Below are 20,529 nucleotides of genomic sequence, written 5' to 3' on the forward strand. Positions count from 1 at the left end.
CCATATCCAGTACTCACTCTATCATTCCTATTATGAAACAACAAGTAGAACCTTTTCAGATGGCGTAGTTTTTGATAAGATATGTAATAGAAAGGTTGGGGTAAAATGAAAGACGAAAATCAATCTCTGCATTCTATGCAAGCAGAAGTGGATACGTATATCCAGCAATTTAAAACCGGTTATTTTTCTCCATTAAGCCAAATGGCACGCTTAACAGAAGAAGTTGGTGAACTTGCCAGAGAAATCAATCACTATTATGGTGAAAAGCCTAAAAAAACAGATGAACAACCTAAAACCGTTTCTGAAGAATTAGGAGATGTATTATTTGTCACAATGATCATGGCAAATTCATTAGATATAGATTTAACTGAAGCATTTCAAAAAAATATGGAAAAATTCAATCAAAGGGATAAATATCGATTTGAGCGGAAGGATGGGCAAAGACATGATTAAAATTTTAGTCGCAGGTTTTAAAGGGAAAATGGGGGCTACTGCAACCAAAATGGTTTTAGAACATGATGATTTCGAGCTAGTGGGGGTTTTAGATCCATTTGAAGACAACACAAATCTTAAGCAAATGGCGGAGTATCCAGAAATAGATGTGCCGATTTTTAAACAAAAAGAAGACGTTCTTTCAGTTGAACCGGATGTTTGGATCGATTTCACCATTCCCAAAGTTGCCTATGAAAATACACGCTTCGCTATTGACCATAAAATTGCGCCTGTTGTAGGCACCACGGGTTTAACAGAAGAACAACTAGTTGAGTTAACCGCTCGGTCAGAATCCGTAAAAATTGGCGGCTTGATTGCGCCTAATTTTGCAGTGGGCGCCGTTTTGATGATGCAGTTTGCGCAAAAAGCAGCTGAATATTTCCCTGATGTTGAAATTATCGAACTCCATCATGATAATAAATTAGATGCACCTAGCGGAACAGCAATCAAAACTGCAGAAATGATGAGTGAAGTTCGTACACACAAAAAACAAGGACACCCAGAAGAACAGGAATTGATCAAAGGAGCTCGAGGCGCTGACTTTGAAGGAATGAAAATTCACAGTGTACGCTTACCAGGCATGATCGCACACCAGCAAGTTCAATTTGGCGGTGTCGGTGAAGGGTTAACGATCAGACATGATTCTTATGATCGCAGTTCGTTTATGACCGGCGTTGCCTTGGGCTGTAAAAAAGTTGTCCAATTAGAAAAACTAGTTTATGGACTGGAAAATCTATTATGAAATTAGATACAATACCAGATGAATTTACTAAGGCAGAAAGAGTTTTAAGAGAGATTCAAGCACAAGGATTTGAGGCTTACTTTGTTGGAGGAAGTGTTAGGGATGCCTTATTAAATCAACCGATCCACGATGTCGATATTGCAACAAGTGCTTATCCAGAAGAAATCAAAGAAATTTTCCATCGAACAGTCGATGTTGGAATCGATCATGGGACGGTTCTTGTTTTAATAGGGGAAGAGCAGTATGAAATCACAACTTTTAGAACTGAATCAACGTATCAAGACTTTAGACGTCCAGATACGGTAACATTTGTCCGATCATTGAAGGAAGATTTGAAACGTCGAGACTTTACGATCAATGCCTTAGCAATGAATGTCGATGGAGAAATCATTGACTTATTCGACGGTATAAATGATTTAGAGCACCAAATCATTCGAGCAGTCGGCAACCCTAGAGAACGTTTTCATGAAGATGCTCTGCGAATGATGCGAGGCTTGCGGTTTGCCAGTCAATTAGATTTTTCGATTGAGCCTGAAACACTATCAGCTATTGAAGATTTTCACTCATTATTAGATAAAATCTCGGTTGAACGAATTGCCGTAGAGTTTATAAAATTATTATTAGGAAAAAACAGACGTGCAGCATTACGTCCGTTCATTAAAACCGAATGCTATCAGTATTGCCCAGAGTTAAGAGGAAAAGGTGCAATGTTATTTGATTTTGCTGAACTTCCAAATAAACAAATCGAATCGGAAAGCCAGGCTTGGGCACTATTGATCAAAACAATCGGTCTAAAAGAAAATGCTATTCGCAGTTTTCTAAAATCTTGGAAACAATCTAATCAAATGATCTATGAGGTACAACAACTGGTTTATGGCTTAAATCAGCGTTTATTAGGTGATTGGGAAGTGATTGATTTGTTCAACTTAGGACTGGATGCGGTATTATCCGTAGAAAAACTATTGTTTTATTATGAGCAAAAGAGTAAACTTGAAGAAGCAAAAGAACGTTATTTAAGTTTGCCCATTCATAATAGAAAAGAGTTGGCTATTACTGGGAATGATGTATTAGCTTATTTCGATAAAACACCTGGCAAATGGGTAGGTGAAATGATCGAGATGATTGAAACTGCTGTTGTGAATCGTCAAATTATAAATAATAAGAAAGTGCTGCTTGCGTTTGCAAAGGACATGATTGATAAGGAGTGATAGCCATGGAAGAGTTTTTAAAAGAATTTGTTGTTGGTTCCAAGGATACCGCAAAAGAAATCGGATCTGGTGATTTAGAAGTCTTGGCAACACCGGCAATGCTTGCAATGGTGGAGAACACGGCTAAAGAACATTTACATCAAGAACTAGCACCTGAAGAAACAAGTGTTGGAACGTGGATCGAGGCGAAGCATTTACGTCCTTCTAAAGTTGGGGCGCAGATTGTTGTCAAAATAGAAGTTGAATCACAAGAAAAATCGAAAATTACTTTTTCATTCAACGTTCTGGATAATGAACAAATCATCGCTACTGGTACTCATCAAAGAGCTGTTATCTTAACAGATGTTTTTTTAGATAAATTAGCTCTTCCTAAGTAAAGAGGCGAATAGGATGACCTGGCGAAAAAGTTATGCTAAACTTAACGTTGTAGAAATTATTTTTAGATAAGGAGACTTATATTATGAGTAGAGAAATGACAGGATTAAAATTTTATTTTAGAAATGGTGAAACTTGGACGATTGGTCGTCGTTTTATTGGAGATTTATGGATCAAACAAATCACAACTAGTTTTGGACGTATTCATGGAAGTGAATTTATGGAAATTCATCCGTGTGAAGGGTTTAAAATCGAAATCTTCCAAGAAGGAGATCACGTTCAAACACATGATATCAATCTTGGGGGTCTTGAATTAGGCATGTTCGCCCGCGCTTTAAAATATGAAGATATTGAACGTATGGAAATTTTATACAAAACTGGTACACCTGATTTAGTATACTTCCCATACAAAGATAAGACTGACGAAGGTTTAGATAATGTTTACCAATCTACTAAAGTTAGCGAAAAAACTAAAAGCTTATATATCGTAATTGACCCAACGCAAACTGTTGATGATGTATATGGCGAAGAACTTTAATAAGTAAAGTTTGACCGTGGATTTCTTTTAAAAGATTCTACGGTTTTTTATTAGACATAGAAAGGCGTGGGAAGATGAAAGCAATAGAAAGAATAGTTTTTGATGAGCAAGTACGATTAAAACTGACCCAAGAGACCGAAGTGCCAACTAGAGCGGAAAATCAACTGTTGATAAAAGTTGCTGCAGCAGCGATTAATCGGACAGATTTGCTTGCTAAAGAGACGGGCAGACTCCCACAAGGGAATTCTATTTTAGGAGTTGAAGTTTCGGGAATTGTAGTTGAAAGTGATTCTGAGCTTTTTCCATGTGGAAGTCGTGTGATGGGGCTTGTAAATGGTGGCGGTTATGCCGAGTATGCTGTAATGAACTCAGGTAATGCCATGATATTACCAGCTCAATTGACATTTGAAGAAGGAGCTGCGATTCCAGAAGTATTTCTTACCGCTTACCAGACGCTCTTTTGGCTTGGAAAACTGTCTTCTACTCAGAATGTATTGATTCATGCAGGAGCTAGTGGTGTTGGTCTAGCTGCAATTCAATTAGCAAAACAATTAACATCTGCCAAAATATTGGTGACAGCAAGCTCTCCTGAAAAACTTAAACTATGTGAAAATTTAGGTGCGGATGTTCTTATAAACTATAAGAAAGAAGCATTTGAAGAAAAAGTGTTGCAAGCAACATCGGGACAAGGCGCAGATGTTATTTTAGATTTTATTGGTGCTGCTTATTGGGAAAAAAATCTTACTAGTCTAGCTTACGATGGACGATTGATCTTAATCGGTATTTTAGGAGGGCCCGTTGTAGATAAGGTAGATTTGCTGACATTGTTAGAAAAAAGAATAACAATCAAAGGCACATTGTTAACACCGCGAAGTGATTCTTATAAAACGGATTTAACGAAAGAATTTTGGGACAAAACAGCAAACCTATTTGAAGCAGGAATACTAAAACCTGTAGTTGATTCAATCTTTTCACTTGAAAATGTTGAAGAAGCTCATCAATATATGGCTAGTAACAAAAGTAAAGGGAAGATTATTTTAAAAGTTACTCCTTAATAAATTTTGACAAAACTGACTAAAGATAATAGTCAGAAATCTTTATTTTCAAGATTTCTCACTAAAAAAGATGATTATTTTAAATTTAAAAGAAAAAAATGGTTGACACTGGGCATTCTTAGAGATATACTGAGAACAATTCTTAAATAAATCAGTTACGGAGTGATTCATATGACAACGATGAAGCATAACCAAATACAACTGAATAATTATTACTTTAGCTATTTTAGATGAGTTTGTATTCATAACATTATGGATGCAAGCTAGCAAGTTTGTATCTATGATGGCTAGGGGATTTTGAGATGACTTTCAGCCGCGTAGATGAGAAAATCTATAGTGGCTTTTATATTACCAATTTTTGTGAGGTGTTCACTGTAGATTTTTCTGAAAATTTACGTGAATACCTTTTTTGTTTGAAGAAAAAAATCTTTGAGGAGGATTTTTAGATGGAAAATAAGATCACAGGCCATACCAAGCTAGCTGCGTTATTTGCTACACCAATCCGTCACAGTGTTTCACCTATGATTCAAAATACAGCCTTTCAAGCGTTAGGAATCGATGCTGTGTACCTTGCTTTTGAGGTAGATACACAAGGATTGGAAAAAGCCATTGATTCAATCAGAAATTTAGAAATGATCGGTGCGAATCTATCGATGCCCAATAAAATCTTAGCGGTTGAATATATGGATGAACTGAGTGAAGCTGCCCGTCTCATTGGAGCTGTCAATACAATCACGAATGAGCAAGGAAAATTAACTGGTCACAACACAGATGGCATTGGTTTTATGAGAAGCTTGCAAGATATAGAGGTTGATATCATCGGGAAAAAAATGACGATCATCGGTGCTGGTGGAGCTGCAACAGCTATTATCGTTCAAGCGGCTTTGGATGGTGTGAAAGAAATTACGGTGTATAATCGAAAAGATGATTTTTATGACAAAATCATGGAAAAACTAGCGTATATCTCTGAAAATACACAATGTATGATCACACTTCATGATTTATCTGATGACCAAGCACTTGCGAGAGATGTTGGTGAGAGTGCCTTATTATTGAATGCAACTGGCGTAGGTATGAAACCATTAGAAACTCAAACGCCGATTCAAGATTTTTCAATCATACGGCCAGATTTAGCGGTTTGCGATGTCATTTACACGCCAAGGGAAACAGAATTTCTCAAACAAGCTCGTCTGCGTGGTGCGAAAACAAATAATGGCTTAGGCATGTTACTTTATCAAGGTGCCGCAGCATTTGAAAAATGGACAGGACAAGAAATGCCAATAGAAATTGTTAAACCAATTATTGAAAATAACTAATTAGTATTTACTGAAGGAGAGCAAAATAATGATCGTAATTATGAAATCAGAAGCAACCAAGGCACAAATTAAATCAGTGATCGAACGAGTAAAAAAAGAAGGGTTGGAAGTGCACCTAAGTGAAGGGGAAGAACAAACCATCATTGGTTTGGTTGGAGACACACGAAAAATGCAGGATGTCGCATTTAATAGTTATGATGGCGTTGAAAATGCAGTGCGAATTTCATTGACATACAAATTAACTAGTCGTGAGTTTCATCCAGAAAATACAGTAGTGAATGTTGATGGTGTCAAAATTGGAGACGGTAGTATGACAATGATGGCAGGCCCCTGTTCAGTTGAAAGCTCAGATCAGATCCGCGAATGTGCTAGAATCGCTAAAGCAGGAGGCGCAACAATTTTGCGTGGTGGGGCATTTAAACCAAGAACATCCCCGTATGCTTTTCAAGGATTGGAAGAAGAAGGATTAAAATATATTCGTCAAGCGGCCGATGAATTTGATATGAAAGTCATTACTGAAGTAATGGATGAAGCCCACATCGACATGATTGCTGAATACAGTGATATTTTACAAATTGGTGCTAGAAACATGCAAAATTTCAAATTATTACAAGCTGTCGGAAAAACAGGTAAACCAATTGGTTTAAAACGTGGTATTTCTGGTACAATTGATGAGTGGTTAAATGCAGCTGAATATATCGCTGCCCAAGGGAATTTTAATGTGATATTCATTGAACGTGGTATTCGCACATACGAAACCGCAACCCGGAATACCCTTGACTTAAGTGCTGTTCCACTGATTAAAAAATTAAGCCATTTTCCAATCATTGTTGATCCAAGTCATGGCGTAGGGATTTGGGATTTAGTTCCTTCGATGGCAAGAGCTGGTGTAGCAGCTGGAGCTGATGGATTGATTGTTGAAATCCATCCAGATCCAATCAATGCTTGGTCAGATGGACCTCAATCATTAAATGAAAAAACTTACATGCGTATGATGGAAGAAGTTCATATTATTGAAAAAGCAATGAAAGAAATCAATGCACTCGGCTGATCATGTCAATCTGTTAGAATCCTTTTATAAAAAAAACAGGAGTTGAAAAAAATGAAACTCACAGTAACTTTACCAAATCATGCTTATGATTTGACGATTGAAAAAGGGTTGTTGTCAGGTATTGGACAGTGGGCCAAAACATTATGGTCTCCGCAGAAAATCGTGATCATTACAGATTCCAATGTTCAACCTTTATACGGAAATAAAGTGAAAAAAAGTTTGGAAGAAGCTGGTTTTGATCCAACGACTTTTGTAATCGATGCAGGAGAACAAAGTAAAAGTTTAAGCGTTGCCGCTGAAATTTATGATTTCCTTGCCGATGAAGGGCTGACAAGAAGTGACGGCATCATCGCTTTAGGTGGCGGTGTTGTTGGTGATTTGGCTGGATTTGTTGCTTCGACATATATGCGTGGCATTCATTTTCTTCAAGTTCCAACGACCTTATTAGCTCAAGTTGATAGCAGTATTGGCGGAAAAACAGCCGTCAATACGAAAAAGGCTAAAAATTTAGTCGGAACCTTTGCGCAACCAGATGGTGTTTTGATTGATCCGGATACATTAAACACATTAGAAGTCAGAAGAGTTCGAGAAGGGATTGCTGAAATCATTAAATCAGCTGCGATTGCCGATGAAGAGTTATGGCAAAAATTAGAGATATTAACGGATGAACATGACTTATTAGTACATGCTACTGAAATCATCGCTGCTTGCTGTAAAATCAAACGGAAAGTTGTAGAAGAAGACGAACTTGATAATGGTGTTCGGCTACTACTGAATTTTGGTCACACAATTGGTCATGCTTTAGAGAATACTGTTGGCTATGGCAATTTAACTCACGGTGAAGGTGTTGCAATCGGGATGAGCCAAATCACAAGAATTGCCGAAAATAAGCAATTAACGCCAACAGGTACAACAAAACAATTGAATAAAATGATTCAAAAATTTCAGCTACCGATTCAATCAGATCTTTGGGATCAAGATCAACTGTACTTGGCATTAACACATGATAAAAAAGCACGTGGCGGGAAAATCAATATTATTTTATTAGAAGCGATTGGAAAAGCCAAAATCGTTCGTATTCCAATTGAACAAATGAAGAGTTATTTAGACTAGGAGGAATTTAGATGCGTTTTATTACTGCAGGAGAATCACATGGCCCAGAATTAACAGCCATTATTGAAGGCTTACCAGCGGGCTTACCGTTATCACCAGAAGATATTAATTTAGAATTAGCTAGAAGACAAGGTGGTTATGGTCGTGGCGGGAGAATGTTGATTGAAAAAGATCAAGTAAGAATCACGTCAGGCATTCGCCATGGAAAAACACTCGGTTCACCAGTTACGCTTGTTGTAGAAAATAAAGACTGGAAAAATTGGACGTCTGTTATGTCAATTGAAGAAGTCACTGAAAAAGAGAAGAAAATCCGCCGTGTAAACAAGCCACGTCCAGGCCATGCAGATTTAGTTGGTGGTATCAAATATCAACATGCTGATCTTAGAAATGTATTAGAACGTTCTTCAGCACGTGAAACGACGATGCGTGTTGCAATCGGGGCGGTTGCTAAAAAACTACTAAAAGAACTGGACATTGAGGTTGCTGGGCATGTCGCCATTTTAGGTGGGATTAAGGCGGAGATCCCTGATAATTTAACTGTCGAAGAAATTAAAAAGATTTCTGAAAACTCTGATGTACGTGTACTTGATCCTTCCGTTGAACAAGCTATTCGCGACCTAATTGACAAAACTAAGAAAAATGGGGATACCATCGGCGGGGTTGTTGAAGTGGTGGTCGGAGGCGTACCAATTGGTCTAGGAAGTTATGTTCAATGGGATCGGAAACTAGATGCCAAAATTGCTCAAGCTGTTACCAGTATTAACGCGTTTAAAGGAGTTGAATTTGGGCTTGGTTTTGAAATGGGCTACAGACCCGGCAGTCAAGTTATGGATGAAATTGTTTGGGACAAAGCAACTGGTTATACAAGAACATCTAATAACTTAGGCGGCTTTGAAGGAGGTATGACAAACGGTATGCCAATCGTCGTTAGAGGGGTTATGAAGCCTATTCCAACCTTATATAAACCGCTGCAAAGTGTTAATATTGATACAAAAGAACCTTATAAGGCTAGCGTTGAGCGTTCTGATAGTACAGCAGTACCCGCTGCTAGTGTTGTTTGTGAGGCTGTTGTTGCAACTGAAATTGCCCAAGCAATGCTGGAAAAATTTGGTAGTGATGCCTTTGAACAAATGAAAGAGGAAGTTGAATCATACCGTCGCTATACTCAAATGTTTTAATCAAAAATATAAGATGGAGAGTGACGTGGAATGAATAAAAAGGTATTGATCATCGGTTTAGGCTTGATTGGTAGTTCGTTAGCATTATGCATAAAAAAAGAGCACCCTTTGGTAACAATTATAGGGATAGATAGTCAAAAATCTTCGGAAGATTTTGCCTTAAAACGAAAAATAATTGATGAAAAAGGTACCTCTATAAAAGTAGCTGCGATCGAGGCAGATATTATTATTTTGTGTACTCCTGTTAAAAGCATGTTGAAACAATTAAGCTTACTTGGAACATTGCCATTAAAAAGTGGCGTAATTATATCTGATGTCGGCAGTACTAAATTAGAACTCATTGAAGCTGCTCGAAAAGTTGGCTTAAAATCTTTCATTGGTGGTCATCCAATGGCGGGTTCACATAAATCTGGGGTGACTGCGGCAGATGAAAATTTATTTGAAAATGCCTACTATATTTTAACTTCTTCAGAACCGGAAAAACAAAAGCAAGTCAAGGAATTGCAAAAACTATTACAAGGAACAAGAGCAAAATTTGTGGTTCTTACAGCCAAAGAGCATGATCAAATTACAGGAATGCTTAGTCACTTGCCTCATATTATTGCAGCGGGCTTAGTGAACCAAAGTAAGATTTTTAATGAAGCGCATCCACGCTCACGACAGTTAGCCGCGGGCGGTTTTCGAGATATTACTCGAATTGCTTCTTCTGATCCACAAATGTGGACGGATATTTTATTGAGTAATAAAGAAGCCTTATTAGCATTGATGATATCTTGGCAAAAAGAGATGCAGCAAGTCACAACTTGGCTTCAGACTGAAAACAAGGAAGCGATTTTCCAATTTTTCTATGAAGCGAAAGAAACTAGAAATCAAATGCCTGTGCATAAAGAAGGAGCAATTCCAGCCTTCTATGATTTATTTGTTGACGTACCTGATGTTCCAGGGGTGATTGCAGAGATCACAGGCTTACTGGGTAAGGCAAAACTTTCATTAATTAATTTGAAAATTCTTGAAACTCGGGAGGATATTTATGGTATCTTACAATTAACCTTTAAAAGACAGGACGATTTAGAAAGAGCAAAAGAATTGATTGAAAAGGAAACAACTTATCTAACTTATGAAAAATAAGCTGAATGAGGCAACAAACATTTAAAAATTAGGAGGGATTTTTTGGAATTAGCAATCAATAAAGTGAGTTTAAATGGTAGTATCGATATTCCTAGTGACAAGTCAATTTCTCATAGAAGCATTATGTTCGGAGCCATTGCACAAGGGAAAACGACGATTAAAAACTTTTTACGTGGTGACGACTGTTTAAGTACGTTACAAGCTTTTAAAGATTTAGGAGTGGAAATCGAAGATGATGGGGAAGTTATTACTGTTTATGGAACTGGTTTTTCCGGTTTAAAGCAGTCAAAAAAAGCAATTGATGTCGGAAATTCTGGCACTACGATCCGCTTGATTATGGGGATTTTAGCTGGAACAACCTTTGTTACGGAACTGTTCGGCGATCATTCTATTGCAAAACGTCCAATGAATCGAGTGATGTTACCTATCAATCAGATGGGTGCAAGCTGTACAGGACATGATGGAACAGAATTTCCTCCACTTACAGTCAAAGGAACAGAAAACTTACAACCAATTGAATATCACATGCCAGTTGCCAGCGCACAAGTGAAATCAGCAATTCTATTCGCTGCACTACAAGCCCATGGTGAATCAGTCATTGTAGAAAAAGAAAAAACAAGAGATCACACTGAAGATATGATTCGTCAGTTTGGTGGTGATATTACTGTTTTAGGAAAAGAAATTAGGCTAAAAGGGCCGCAAAAACTAAATGGGCAAGAAGTGATTGTGCCAGGAGATATTTCTTCTGCGGCGTTCTTCTTAGTAGCTGGTTTGATTATTCCAGATAGTCAAATTATCTTGAATAATGTCGGCTTAAATCCGACACGGACAGGTATTATTGATGTTATTCAACAAATGGGTGGGAAATTAACAATCAAAGAAACTGGCAATAAAGCAAACAAAGCTGGTACTTTAACTGTGGAAACGAGTGTATTGAAAGGAATCGAAATCAGTGGAGAAATCATTCCTAGATTGATCGATGAATTACCAATTATTGCTTTATTGGCTACCCAAGCACAGGGGAAAACAATTATTCGCAATGCTGAAGAATTGAAAGTAAAAGAAACAAATCGTATTGATGCTGTTGCAACTGAGCTAAATAAAATGGGTGCCAATATCGAGCCGACGGAAGACGGTTTGATCATTCATGGTAACACCGCTTTACATAACGCAAAAGTTACGAGTTACGGTGATCATCGTATAGGCATGATGTTGCAAATTGCCGCCCTTTTAGTAAAAGACGGCACAGTAGAATTAGAAAAAGCAGAAGCAATTTCTGTTTCTTATCCAAGCTTTTTTGATGACTTGGCTAAACTATATCAATAAATGGAGGCACAAAGATGAAGGGGATTATTTTAATTGGTTTTATGGGAGCAGGAAAAACCACTGTAGGTAAATTACTCTCAAAAGAAACAGGGATGGAGCATATCGACTTTGATGATAAAATCGTTGAAGAAATTGGGATGACCATCCAAGAATATTTTGATTTACATGGTGAAGAAGCCTTTAGAGAAAAAGAAACGAATGTCTTAAAACGCTATTTAGATCATGATCAAGTAGTCTCAACAGGTGGTGGAATCGTGATGAGAGAGGAAAATCGAACCTTACTAAAACAAATGGCGCCTGTTGTTTATTTACAAACCAAGCCAGAAGTGTTCATTCCTAGGTTGAAACAAGATCACACGACAATCAGACCACTGGTTGTATCGAAATCTCCTGAAGAGATCAGAGAAGTGTTTGAACCCAGGATTCCTTTTTATGAAGAAAGTGCTAGCTTAGTAATTGCAACAGATGATCGAACACCAGAAGAAATCGTATCAGAAATTTTAGAGAATATTAAGTAGGTGAGACAATGAAAGTCGGTTTTTTAGGTCCAGAAGCTTCCTTTACACATAACGCCACTAGAACAGCTTTTCCTGATGAAGAGTTGGTATCGTATCATTCAATTCCAGCTTGTATCAAAGGCGTTGAGTTTGGCGAAGTTGATCTTGGGGTTGTCCCAATTGAAAATACAATTGAAGGATCTGTCAATACAACCGTAGACTATCTGTTTCACCAAACAACGATCCCGGTAGGGGCAGAAATTGTTTTACCAATCTATCAACAATTAATGGTGGCCAGAAGTAACAAAGATAGTTGGCAGGATGCAACAAAAATTTTATCTCATCCTCAAGCTTTAGCACAATCACAAGAATTTATCCGTAACGAGTTTCCAATGGCAGAGCTTGAAGCAACACCGTCTACTGCCTATGCTGCCAATTATGTTGCAAGTCATCCCGATCAAAAAATTGCGGCGATTGCACCCAAACTTTCTGCAGAAATGTATGATTTAGCTATTGTTGGCACAGATATTCAGGATGTTGCGATCAATCAAACGCGTTTTTGGGTAATAGGTGCTGAGAAAATTGAATTGCCTATCGGGTCAAATGAAGAAAAATTAACGATTGCCTTAACGATGCCCAATAATATTCCCGGTGCTTTGCATAAGGCATTAGCTGTATTTAGTTGGCGTGAGATTGATTTAAGCAAAATCGAATCTCGACCATTGAAAACAACACTCGGTGAATATTTCTTTTTGATCGATATCAATGTTCAAAAACCGCAACAATTAATAGAAAATGCTTTAGAAGAAATACGTTTGATGGGTGGTAAGGTGAAAATATTCGGAAATTATGCTATTCACCCAATTAACGGAGTATAAAGATCTGAAAAGGTCTTTTTATTTTTTGTTAAATTTCAACTATCTAATAGGAATTTCTAGTAAAATAAGGTATGCTTATAATTGTTGTTAATTTAAAATGAGGTGGACATAATGAGCCGTGTGGATCGCTATAAACATATACATGATAAAGCAAAACCAGTAGAAGAAAAAAATAAATTTAATCCTAGAAAAGAAAAAAATTATACAGAAGAACCTAGAAATAGTCATTATAACGAACAAGAAACATTAAATGAACCAAATCAGCAATTCGAGCAAAATAATAATCCAAATGGGCATCCCAACCCACTGTCTAAAAAAGGAAAGAAACCGAAAAAAATAAGAAAAAAACGACGGTTTAGTTGGCCTAAAAGAATTTTATTATTTTTCGTATTGTTGCTTGTTTTAGCAGTAGGTTTCTTTTTTAAAGGAAAATCATATGCCGAAAATGATAACTCGTTACCTAAAGAAGCACTTGAAACATTTAATGGTGTAAAAAGTGAAAATGGTGCGAATAATATTTTGATTCTAGGTAGTGATACGAGAGGTGAAGATTCTGGTCGAGCAGATACGATCATGGTTTTACAACTAGACGGACCTTCTAAAAAACCTAAGTTGATTTCCTTTATGCGTGATACTTTCGTTGATATTCCTGGATATGATGCCAATAAAATCAACGCTTCCTACGCACTAGGAGGAGCAGATTTAGTTCGTCAAACCTTAGCAGAGAATTTTAATATTCAGTGTAGGTATTATGCAAAAGTTGATTTTCAATCATTTGAAAAGATCATTGATTCAATGTTCCCGAGTGGCGTCAAAATGGATGCGGAAAAAGAGTTGAATTTAGATGGTGTAGATATTTTTAAAGGTGAGCAGAAAATGGATGGGCATACACTTTTACAATATGCTCGTTTTAGAAAAGATGAGGAAGGCGATTTTGGTCGAGTTCGTCGTCAACAACAAGTAATGACGGCTGTGATGAGCCAATTGAAAAATCCTTTAGCACTACTTCGGACACCTGAGTCATTGGGCCGTTTAGTTGGCTACATGTCAACAGATGTACCTACTAGTTTCATGTTGAAAAATGGACCGTCATTGATCCTAAAAGGTGGTAGCGGGATTGAACGACTAACGATTCCAGTTGAAAATTCTTGGAGCAATGTTGACTATGATTACGCTGGAAGTGTGCTAGAAATTGATTTAGCAACCAATCAAACCGCTGTTCAAAATTTCCTTGGACAATAAGTATTTTATTTAATTCTGGATTGATTTATGCTATATTTAACTATACTGTGCAAAATTACTGAAACGAGGTTACAAAATGAAAATTGCTATTGTGACAGATAGTACAGCTTATTTACCTGAGCGAATCAAGCATTCGCCCAATCTCTTTGTTATTCCCATCCCTGTTATTTTAGATGGTAAGATATATAACGAAGGTGTCGATATCGAAGCTGATGAATATTACAACTTATTGAATAATAGCAATGAGTTTCCGACAACTTCTCAACCGGCTTTAGGTGAGGTTATTGAATTGTACAAAGATATTGCTGCTAAAGGGTATGATACGATCATTAGTATCCATCTTTCATCAGGTATTTCAGGTTTCGTGAATACATTATTTTCATTAACTGATTCGATTGAAGGGATAACACTTTATCCCTATGATTCGAAAATCACAAGCGTACCGATGGGGCATATGGTGGAAGCTGCGTTAGATTTAGTGAAAGAAAAGGCTAGTTTGGAAGAGATATTTGCTAAATTAGACATTATTCGCGATAACACCTACGCTTATTTGATTGTTGAAGATTTAAATAATCTAGTACGAGGCGGTAGATTAACAAATGGAGCGGCTTTGATTGCTGGATTATTGAAGATTAAGCCGATTTTGACTTTTGAAGATGGTAAGATCGTTCTATTTGAAAAGATTCGTTCAACTAAAAAAGCCTTTGCTCGTGCAGAAGAAATCATTGGCAAACGTGACAAAGAAATCAACAGACCTGTCAAATTATATGTTATTCATGCAAATAATTTAACGGTTGCTGAAGAAGAAAAAATAAAACTTCAAAAAAAATATCCAGATGCAATTATTGAAATTGGTCATTTTAACCCAGTTATCGGGACACATTTAGGTGAAAAAGCGATTGCGCTATGTATTTCAGCACAATAGAAATAAGGATGAAACAAAGTTACTTTTGACTTTTGTTTCATCCTTATTTCTTCTTCATCAAATGAGCAAAACAGAAAGTATGTTCGTAAAATAACCAAAAAAGTAATAATGTGATACAATAACAACTAAATCGGACTTTTTTGGTCGATTATTGTTAAAAATAACGATTCAAATGTCACTTTCTTTTAAAAGTAAGGTATACTTAAAGAAAAGGAGGCGAGTGGATGAGTCTAGCTGAAGAACGCTTACAAAAAGAAAAAATGAAACAAGTTCAACTACTCGCTGCATATTATCAAGTAGTTAATCGTTTACCACTTGGTGTTAAAAGAGATCAGATGATCCGTGATATATTAGCTTGTAAAGACAAAATAAAAAAAATCAATCAGCAATTGACAGAATTAAATAAAAAGGATTAACTAGTTCATCCAGTTATATCTGCTTTGTTTTTAGTGTAAACAAAAAGAGTAAAGTTCATTTTTAAAAGGAGTATATTTTGGTTATAGATTTTTTTACTTTATTACTTGCAGCGTTTGTTGTGATTATGTATATTTATTTGTATTTGGTCAGAGATAGTGTGTTGATTAAAAGTCTTAAAAGAACAATTTTTTATGCTTTAGTGATTGGGTGCAGTGGATTTATCCTAATCATCACAATAATAACAGAGCAGACAATGGATCAAAGAATTCGGGGAATTCTTTCTGGTTTGTTGATGTTGAGTTTTTTATTGGATACAAAAGGTCTTTCTGAAGATCGGCTTATTTTAGGGCCATTCGACAGGAACGGTGTGTTGTATCGAGATATAGATAAGATGGCTTTGTTACTTAAGAACCAAGAAATCCGTTTAAATTATTTCAAAAATGGGCGTCGTGGACCGATGATGAAATTTTCTATACCCTTAGAAGATTTACTAGCTTTTCTTTCTGAACGCTTGAATGAAGAGACTGAAATCAGTATTTTAGTTGAAGAAGATACTTAAATCAAGACCATAGGAGGAAAATAACAGACAACACAAGAATTTTATTTTCACCTACTGTTTAATTTTTTTAGCAGAAATTCTATTCAAAAAGATTTTTTTAAATAATAGTCAATTTTAGTAGGTATTTCTTAAACTGTTTGCTATAATGTGCAGAGAAATTCTGAAAGGAAGTATTGTTGTGAGTAAAGAAATAGAGCAACGAATTGCTGAATTACGTGAAAAATATAAAGCATTACCCCCAGAGAAAAAAGCAGAATGGGAACGGCATATAAAAAAGAGAAATTTTTTGAACTATAAAAAAATAGAATTGATCAAATCTGAATTATTACGTTTAGAAGCCCGTCGTGCTCAGCTAGAGTTATGTGATAAAGAAAAAGAACTTGGATTAATTGAGAAAAAAATTACCTGTAAAAAAGAAAAATTATTACGGTATTTAGGAAAACAACTCAATCATTAATTTATAAGGGGGATACAAGATGGAGTTTGTTTCTTTAATTATTGTTTTTGTTTTAGCCATTACTTTTTCAAATGTCTTTAATCGAATTGTACCAATTATTCCATTGCCAATCGTACAAATAATTGTTGGCGTTTTGATTGGAGTAACAGATATGGGACGTGAAATAACGTTTGAACCAGAAATATTTTTGGTAATGATCATTGCACCATTATTGTTTCGAGAAGGAGAACGCAATGATATTTCTGCTACGATGAAGAATTTTAGTGTGATATTATTTTTAGCGTTCATAGGGGTTTTGATCACACTTGTAAGTGTGGGGTGGGCATTACATATGGTTATACCTGCTTTGCCGATAGCAGCTTGTTTCGCTTTAGGTGCAGCACTGGGGCCTACAGATGCAGTAGCTGTAGGTTCTTTATCTGGAAAGATTCAGATCCCGCATAAAGCAATGCATATTTTAGAAGGTGAAGGACTGATCAATGATGCTTCTGGCGTTACGGCTTTTCAATTTGCGTTAGCGGCTTTATTAACTGGTAGTTTTTCAGCAGCTGATGCTGGTATCACCTTAATTGTCTCTAGTATTGGCGGTGCGATCGTAGGCGCGATTTTAGTAATGATCAAACGACAAGTCGTGATGATCCTAGAAAAAGCATCTGCAAGAGATGTTACGGGTTACTTACTATTAGAACTATTACTCCCTTTTTTAGCTTATATGGTTGCAGAGCTGTTTCATGTTTCTGGAATTATTGCGGCCGTTGTAGCAGGTGTCATGCAAGCTGCTAGTTTTAAAAAGGTTTCATTATTCGAAGCAGAACTTTCAAATGTTTCAGAAAGTACATGGGGAACGATCACATTTACCTTGAATGCGTTAGTTTTTCTTTTCTTAGGTATTGAACTATCTCAAGTTTTTTCACCTATTTGGAATAGCGAAACATACTCTAATAGTTTCTTGATGGTCGTTATTTTGATTTTAAGTGTCACGTTATTCGTTGCTCGTTTTTTCTCTATTTTCTTGATTTATAGTGTAAAAAACGGCCTAAAGAATGTATGGCAATCAATGAACGAAATGCTGATACTAACATTTGGTGGTGTTAAAGGAACCGTCAGTTTAGCAACGATTTTTATTTTACCATTGACAATTAATGGTAATGATTTTCCTGAACGTTCTCTGCTATTGTTCATTACTGCTTGTGTGATTTTGGTCACATTAGTTGGCGGTATTCTTGTTTTACCGTTTTTAACAGAATCTGACGAAGTAGAAAGCACGAATGTCCAAGGAATCACATTGTTGCAGGACGTGATTGAACGGCTAAAAAAAATCAACAAGGAAGATCCTCATGTCGAAATGAATGTTGTGATCGAAAACTATCAAGATCGTGTCAAAGAATTATATACCGAGCAATTACCATCGGAACAACGACAAGAAGTCCAAGAATTGCGAGCGCTAATTGTCTCGATTGAACGTGATGGTTTAGAAGAAAGTTTTCGTCAAAAGGAAATCGGAATCGAAGGCTATCGTTTGTATGAGCGCCTAATTTCCAGGATGGAACGTTCGATTGCGAGACAATTGCTCTCTATTATTGGTTTTTGGTTATTGTTTGTACGCCAAATCATAGCATTTTTTGTTCATCCCAAATTATCTTGGGCTAAAAAAGATGAAGAAAATCGGCGAGAATTTCAAATAGAAGAATTGGAAAATGTACGCCAAGTCTTTTTACAAAATACAGAAGTAATCTTAAAAAGTTTAGATAACTTAAAAGGTGTTTATGATGAAGAAATTATTCGTTTCTTCATTGAGGGACGATTACAACTTGCTCATCGATTGGAAGATGGTACCTTTATTGATTCTTTTCTCGTTCGTTCTCAATCCAATTATGTAAAAGAACTTATAATTGGCTATCAAGAGGAGCGGCGAGTGATCGATGAATATGAAATTTCTGAAAAAATTTCTTCTTTTGAAGCAAATGAATATCGAAAAAATGTTAACTTACTTGAATCTTATTCAATCAATGACATTTCTGGTGGCGTTCCATTGAGAAAGTTGACCAGAGAATTAAAAAAAGAAGCGGACTAAGAAAACTAGCTTCTTTTTTTTACATTTTTTTGATACAATAAGCAGGATGAAAAGGGCGTGAGCAGATGAATGAGTTAAAAGTAAATAATTTAACTAAAACATATGGAGAAAAAACATTATTTGATGCTATTTCTTTCTACATCCATGATAAAGATCGTATAGGTTTAATTGGGACAAATGGCACTGGAAAAACTAGCTTGTTGAATATTCTAGCTGGCAAAGATAGTGGTGATGGCGATATTTCTGCCATTCAACAACCAAGTGATTATCAAATCGGCTATCTTTCTCAAGACAAAGAATTTAATCCTGAATTGACAGTAGTAGAAGCTGTTTTCCAAGGTGATACACCGACTATACAGGCGGTAAAAAATTATGAGCTGGCATTGCTGGCACTAGGGGAAGATGGTCTTAGTGAGGCAGCACAAAAGCAATATGCACAAGCAGAAGAACGAATGAACACCGAAGATGCGTGGACAGCTGATACAGATGCTAAAATCATTTTACAAAAATTAGGAATCGAAACATTGCATAAAAAAATCGGCGAGCTATCCGGCGGACAAAAAAAACGGGTCAGTTTAGCCCAAGTTTTGATTGAATCGCCTGATCTATTGCTATTGGATGAACCAACGAACCATTTAGATTATGAGGCGATCAACTGGTTAGAAAGCTTTTTGAATGGCTATCGTGGCGCTATTTTAATGGTGACGCATGATCGTTATTTTTTAGATAGAGTAACCAATCGAATTTTTGAACTTTCTTTTGGAAAGTTACATGAATATAAAGGCAATTACGAAGCTTATATTATTGCTAGAGCAGAACGTGAACGTGTTGGTGTTGAACAAGAGGAAAAAAGAAAACAATTATATAAGCAAGAATTAGAATGGATGCGTGCGGGGGTCAAAGCTCGTGGCACGAAACAACAAGCCCGTCAAGATCGTTTTCATGATCTTAAAGAAAATCTTCACCAAGTACATCAAAAAGGCCAGTTAGAGATAGATATTGCGACACAAAGATTGGGAAAAAAAGTCTTAGAAATCAAAGCCGGCAGTTATCAAATTGAACAAAAAACAATTTTAAAAGATTTTGATTTACTAATTCAGGCAAAAGATCGAATAGGCATCACGGGAAAAAATGGCGCAGGTAAATCCACTCTTTTGAATCTATTAGCTGGACGTTTGCTATTAGATAATGGTCTGTACTCTATCGGAGAAACGGTTCGTTTAGCCTATTACACACAGCAAAATGAAGCAATGGATCCAAATCAACGGATGATTTCATACTTACAGGAAGCTGCAGAACAAGTTCGGCGCACAGATGGCACAACAATTAGTGTTGCTGAATTGTTAGAACGCTTTTTATTCCCACGTTTTATGCATGGAACAGTGATTGGGAAACTTTCTGGTGGGGAAAAACGTCGTTTGTATTTATTAAAACTACTGATTGGACAGCCAAATGTGTTATTATTGGACGAACCAACAAATGATCTTGACATAGATACTCTAACGATCCTAGAGGATTATCTCCAAACCTTTAAAGGAGCTGTAATTGCCGTTTCCCATGATCGTTATTTCCTTGATAAAACAATGGACAAATTACTTGTGTTTGAGGGAGACGGTCAAATAGTGACCTATTTCGGTTCTATGAGTGAATACTTACTTGGAAATAAAGAAGAGTCGAAGAAAACTATTAAATATGAAACGAAACCAATTAAAGAAACTGAAAAAAAGGAAAAAAAGAAATTAACTTATATGGAACAAAAAGAGTGGGCAACAATCGAAGCTGATATTGCAGTACTTGAGGATCGAGCTGTTCTGCTTGCAAAAGAGATGAACCATCAAGGGGATGACTTTACTAAATTGCAAGAACTACAATCAGAGTTATCTATTGTAGAACAAGAACTTGAGGAAAAAATGGAACGTTGGGAATACTTGAGTGAATTTGCAGAAAATTAGGAGGCA

The 20,529-nt window shown here is 36.5% G+C and carries 21 protein-coding genes; all 21 read left to right on the top strand.

Features of this window, described 5'->3' with window-relative positions; all coding sequences use genetic code 11:
- Positions 1–105 precede the first annotated feature (105 nt).
- The 21 genes from IGJ55_RS08075 to abc-f all read left to right on the top strand — a co-directional run bounded on the left by IGJ55_RS08075 (position 106) and on the right by abc-f (position 20,523).
- A complete protein-coding gene (locus IGJ55_RS08075; protein WP_069641348.1) occupies positions 106–453 on the top strand; it encodes a nucleotide pyrophosphohydrolase in 348 nt (115 codons plus the stop codon).
- On the top strand, positions 446–1,234 hold the full coding sequence (dapB, locus tag IGJ55_RS08080) for a 4-hydroxy-tetrahydrodipicolinate reductase (protein WP_207121438.1): 789 nt from the start codon (positions 446–448) through the stop codon (positions 1,232–1,234). Before IGJ55_RS08075 ends, dapB begins: the two co-directional genes overlap by 8 nt.
- On the top strand, positions 1,231–2,442 hold the full coding sequence (locus IGJ55_RS08085; protein WP_430608052.1) for a CCA tRNA nucleotidyltransferase: 1,212 nt from the start codon (positions 1,231–1,233) through the stop codon (positions 2,440–2,442). The genes dapB and IGJ55_RS08085 overlap by 4 nt, the downstream gene beginning before the upstream one ends.
- Before the next feature lie 5 nt (positions 2,443–2,447).
- Entirely contained in the window at positions 2,448–2,819 is a 372-nt protein-coding gene (locus tag IGJ55_RS08090) for a thioesterase family protein (protein ID WP_069641351.1), read from the top strand.
- 83 nt (positions 2,820–2,902) lie between these two features.
- Positions 2,903–3,355, top strand: a complete 453-nt coding sequence (locus tag IGJ55_RS08095; RefSeq protein WP_010772458.1) for a hypothetical protein — start codon at positions 2,903–2,905, stop codon at positions 3,353–3,355.
- Positions 3,356–3,429: 74 nt separating this feature from the next.
- Entirely contained in the window at positions 3,430–4,410 is a 981-nt protein-coding gene (locus IGJ55_RS08100; RefSeq protein ID WP_430608053.1) for an NAD(P)H-quinone oxidoreductase, read from the top strand.
- 446 nt (positions 4,411–4,856) lie between these two features.
- Positions 4,857–5,726 (top strand): shikimate dehydrogenase, encoded by an 870-nt coding sequence (gene aroE / locus IGJ55_RS08105; RefSeq protein WP_207121440.1) that lies wholly within the window; start codon positions 4,857–4,859, stop codon positions 5,724–5,726.
- Between the two features lie 28 nt (positions 5,727–5,754).
- Positions 5,755–6,777 carry a 3-deoxy-7-phosphoheptulonate synthase gene (gene aroF / locus IGJ55_RS08110; RefSeq protein ID WP_430608055.1) on the top strand — a complete coding sequence of 341 codons (1,023 nt, stop codon included), beginning with the start codon at positions 5,755–5,757 and terminating at the stop codon, positions 6,775–6,777.
- Positions 6,778–6,828: 51 nt separating this feature from the next.
- Positions 6,829–7,890: a 3-dehydroquinate synthase gene (gene aroB / locus IGJ55_RS08115; protein WP_207121442.1), complete on the top strand. Its 1,062-nt coding sequence runs from the start codon at positions 6,829–6,831 to the stop codon at positions 7,888–7,890.
- Between the two features lie 11 nt (positions 7,891–7,901).
- Entirely contained in the window at positions 7,902–9,068 is a 1,167-nt protein-coding gene (gene aroC / locus IGJ55_RS08120) for a chorismate synthase (protein WP_430608057.1), read from the top strand.
- A 30-nt stretch (positions 9,069–9,098) separates the two neighbouring features.
- A complete protein-coding gene (locus IGJ55_RS08125) occupies positions 9,099–10,196 on the top strand; it encodes a prephenate dehydrogenase (protein ID WP_069641358.1) in 1,098 nt (365 codons plus the stop codon).
- Positions 10,197–10,238: 42 nt separating this feature from the next.
- Positions 10,239–11,522, top strand: a complete 1,284-nt coding sequence (aroA, locus tag IGJ55_RS08130) for a 3-phosphoshikimate 1-carboxyvinyltransferase (RefSeq protein WP_069641359.1) — start codon at positions 10,239–10,241, stop codon at positions 11,520–11,522.
- Positions 11,523–11,536: 14 nt separating this feature from the next.
- Complete coding sequence (locus tag IGJ55_RS08135) at positions 11,537–12,040, top strand: shikimate kinase (RefSeq protein ID WP_069641360.1); 504 nt, start codon at positions 11,537–11,539, stop codon at positions 12,038–12,040.
- An 8-nt stretch (positions 12,041–12,048) separates the two neighbouring features.
- Positions 12,049–12,897, top strand: a complete 849-nt coding sequence (pheA, locus tag IGJ55_RS08140) for a prephenate dehydratase (RefSeq protein WP_430608060.1) — start codon at positions 12,049–12,051, stop codon at positions 12,895–12,897.
- A 111-nt stretch (positions 12,898–13,008) separates the two neighbouring features.
- Positions 13,009–14,139, top strand: a complete 1,131-nt coding sequence (locus IGJ55_RS08145) for an LCP family protein (protein ID WP_069641362.1) — start codon at positions 13,009–13,011, stop codon at positions 14,137–14,139.
- A 76-nt stretch (positions 14,140–14,215) separates the two neighbouring features.
- Positions 14,216–15,064 carry a DegV family protein gene (locus IGJ55_RS08150; RefSeq protein WP_069641363.1) on the top strand — a complete coding sequence of 283 codons (849 nt, stop codon included), beginning with the start codon at positions 14,216–14,218 and terminating at the stop codon, positions 15,062–15,064.
- Positions 15,065–15,288: 224 nt separating this feature from the next.
- Positions 15,289–15,480, top strand: coding sequence for a hypothetical protein (locus IGJ55_RS08155; RefSeq protein WP_025868968.1), 192 nt, complete (start codon positions 15,289–15,291; stop codon positions 15,478–15,480).
- A gap of 77 nt (positions 15,481–15,557) precedes the next feature.
- Complete coding sequence (locus tag IGJ55_RS08160) at positions 15,558–16,040, top strand: hypothetical protein (protein ID WP_083244425.1); 483 nt, start codon at positions 15,558–15,560, stop codon at positions 16,038–16,040.
- A gap of 178 nt (positions 16,041–16,218) precedes the next feature.
- The gene (locus IGJ55_RS08165; RefSeq protein ID WP_069641364.1) at positions 16,219–16,497 is read left to right on the top strand and encodes a hypothetical protein; all 279 of its coding nucleotides are present in this window, start codon (positions 16,219–16,221) and stop codon (positions 16,495–16,497) included.
- 19 nt (positions 16,498–16,516) lie between these two features.
- Positions 16,517–18,571 (top strand): cation:proton antiporter, encoded by a 2,055-nt coding sequence (locus IGJ55_RS08170; protein ID WP_430608063.1) that lies wholly within the window; start codon positions 16,517–16,519, stop codon positions 18,569–18,571.
- A gap of 65 nt (positions 18,572–18,636) precedes the next feature.
- Positions 18,637–20,523: a ribosomal protection-like ABC-F family protein gene (abc-f, locus tag IGJ55_RS08175; RefSeq protein ID WP_430608065.1), complete on the top strand. Its 1,887-nt coding sequence runs from the start codon at positions 18,637–18,639 to the stop codon at positions 20,521–20,523.
- The last annotated feature ends 6 nt before the right edge of the window (positions 20,524–20,529 follow it).

Source organism: Enterococcus sp. AZ170 (assembly GCF_050545135.1).
In the GTDB taxonomy this organism is placed as follows: Bacteria; Bacillota; Bacilli; order Lactobacillales; family Enterococcaceae; genus Enterococcus_L; species Enterococcus_L ureilyticus.

Bases quoted from the DNA above. Each gene is read 5' to 3' on its own strand.
- IGJ55_RS08075 (WP_069641348.1), top strand. From the start codon at position 106: ATGAAAGACGAAAATCAATCTCTGCATTCTATGCAAGCAGAAGTGGAT.
- dapB (WP_207121438.1), top strand. From the start codon at position 446: ATGATTAAAATTTTAGTCGCAGGTTTTAAAGGGAAAATGGGGGCTACT.
- IGJ55_RS08085 (WP_430608052.1), top strand. From the start codon at position 1,231: ATGAAATTAGATACAATACCAGATGAATTTACTAAGGCAGAAAGAGTT.
- IGJ55_RS08090 (WP_069641351.1), top strand. From the start codon at position 2,448: ATGGAAGAGTTTTTAAAAGAATTTGTTGTTGGTTCCAAGGATACCGCA.
- IGJ55_RS08095 (WP_010772458.1), top strand. From the start codon at position 2,903: ATGAGTAGAGAAATGACAGGATTAAAATTTTATTTTAGAAATGGTGAA.
- IGJ55_RS08100 (WP_430608053.1), top strand. From the start codon at position 3,430: ATGAAAGCAATAGAAAGAATAGTTTTTGATGAGCAAGTACGATTAAAA.
- aroE (WP_207121440.1), top strand. From the start codon at position 4,857: ATGGAAAATAAGATCACAGGCCATACCAAGCTAGCTGCGTTATTTGCT.
- aroF (WP_430608055.1), top strand. From the start codon at position 5,755: ATGATCGTAATTATGAAATCAGAAGCAACCAAGGCACAAATTAAATCA.
- aroB (WP_207121442.1), top strand. From the start codon at position 6,829: ATGAAACTCACAGTAACTTTACCAAATCATGCTTATGATTTGACGATT.
- aroC (WP_430608057.1), top strand. From the start codon at position 7,902: ATGCGTTTTATTACTGCAGGAGAATCACATGGCCCAGAATTAACAGCC.
- IGJ55_RS08125 (WP_069641358.1), top strand. From the start codon at position 9,099: ATGAATAAAAAGGTATTGATCATCGGTTTAGGCTTGATTGGTAGTTCG.
- IGJ55_RS08135 (WP_069641360.1), top strand. From the start codon at position 11,537: ATGAAGGGGATTATTTTAATTGGTTTTATGGGAGCAGGAAAAACCACT.
- pheA (WP_430608060.1), top strand. From the start codon at position 12,049: ATGAAAGTCGGTTTTTTAGGTCCAGAAGCTTCCTTTACACATAACGCC.
- IGJ55_RS08145 (WP_069641362.1), top strand. From the start codon at position 13,009: ATGAGCCGTGTGGATCGCTATAAACATATACATGATAAAGCAAAACCA.
- IGJ55_RS08150 (WP_069641363.1), top strand. From the start codon at position 14,216: ATGAAAATTGCTATTGTGACAGATAGTACAGCTTATTTACCTGAGCGA.
- IGJ55_RS08155 (WP_025868968.1), top strand. From the start codon at position 15,289: ATGAGTCTAGCTGAAGAACGCTTACAAAAAGAAAAAATGAAACAAGTT.
- IGJ55_RS08170 (WP_430608063.1), top strand. From the start codon at position 16,517: ATGGAGTTTGTTTCTTTAATTATTGTTTTTGTTTTAGCCATTACTTTT.
- abc-f (WP_430608065.1), top strand. From the start codon at position 18,637: ATGAATGAGTTAAAAGTAAATAATTTAACTAAAACATATGGAGAAAAA.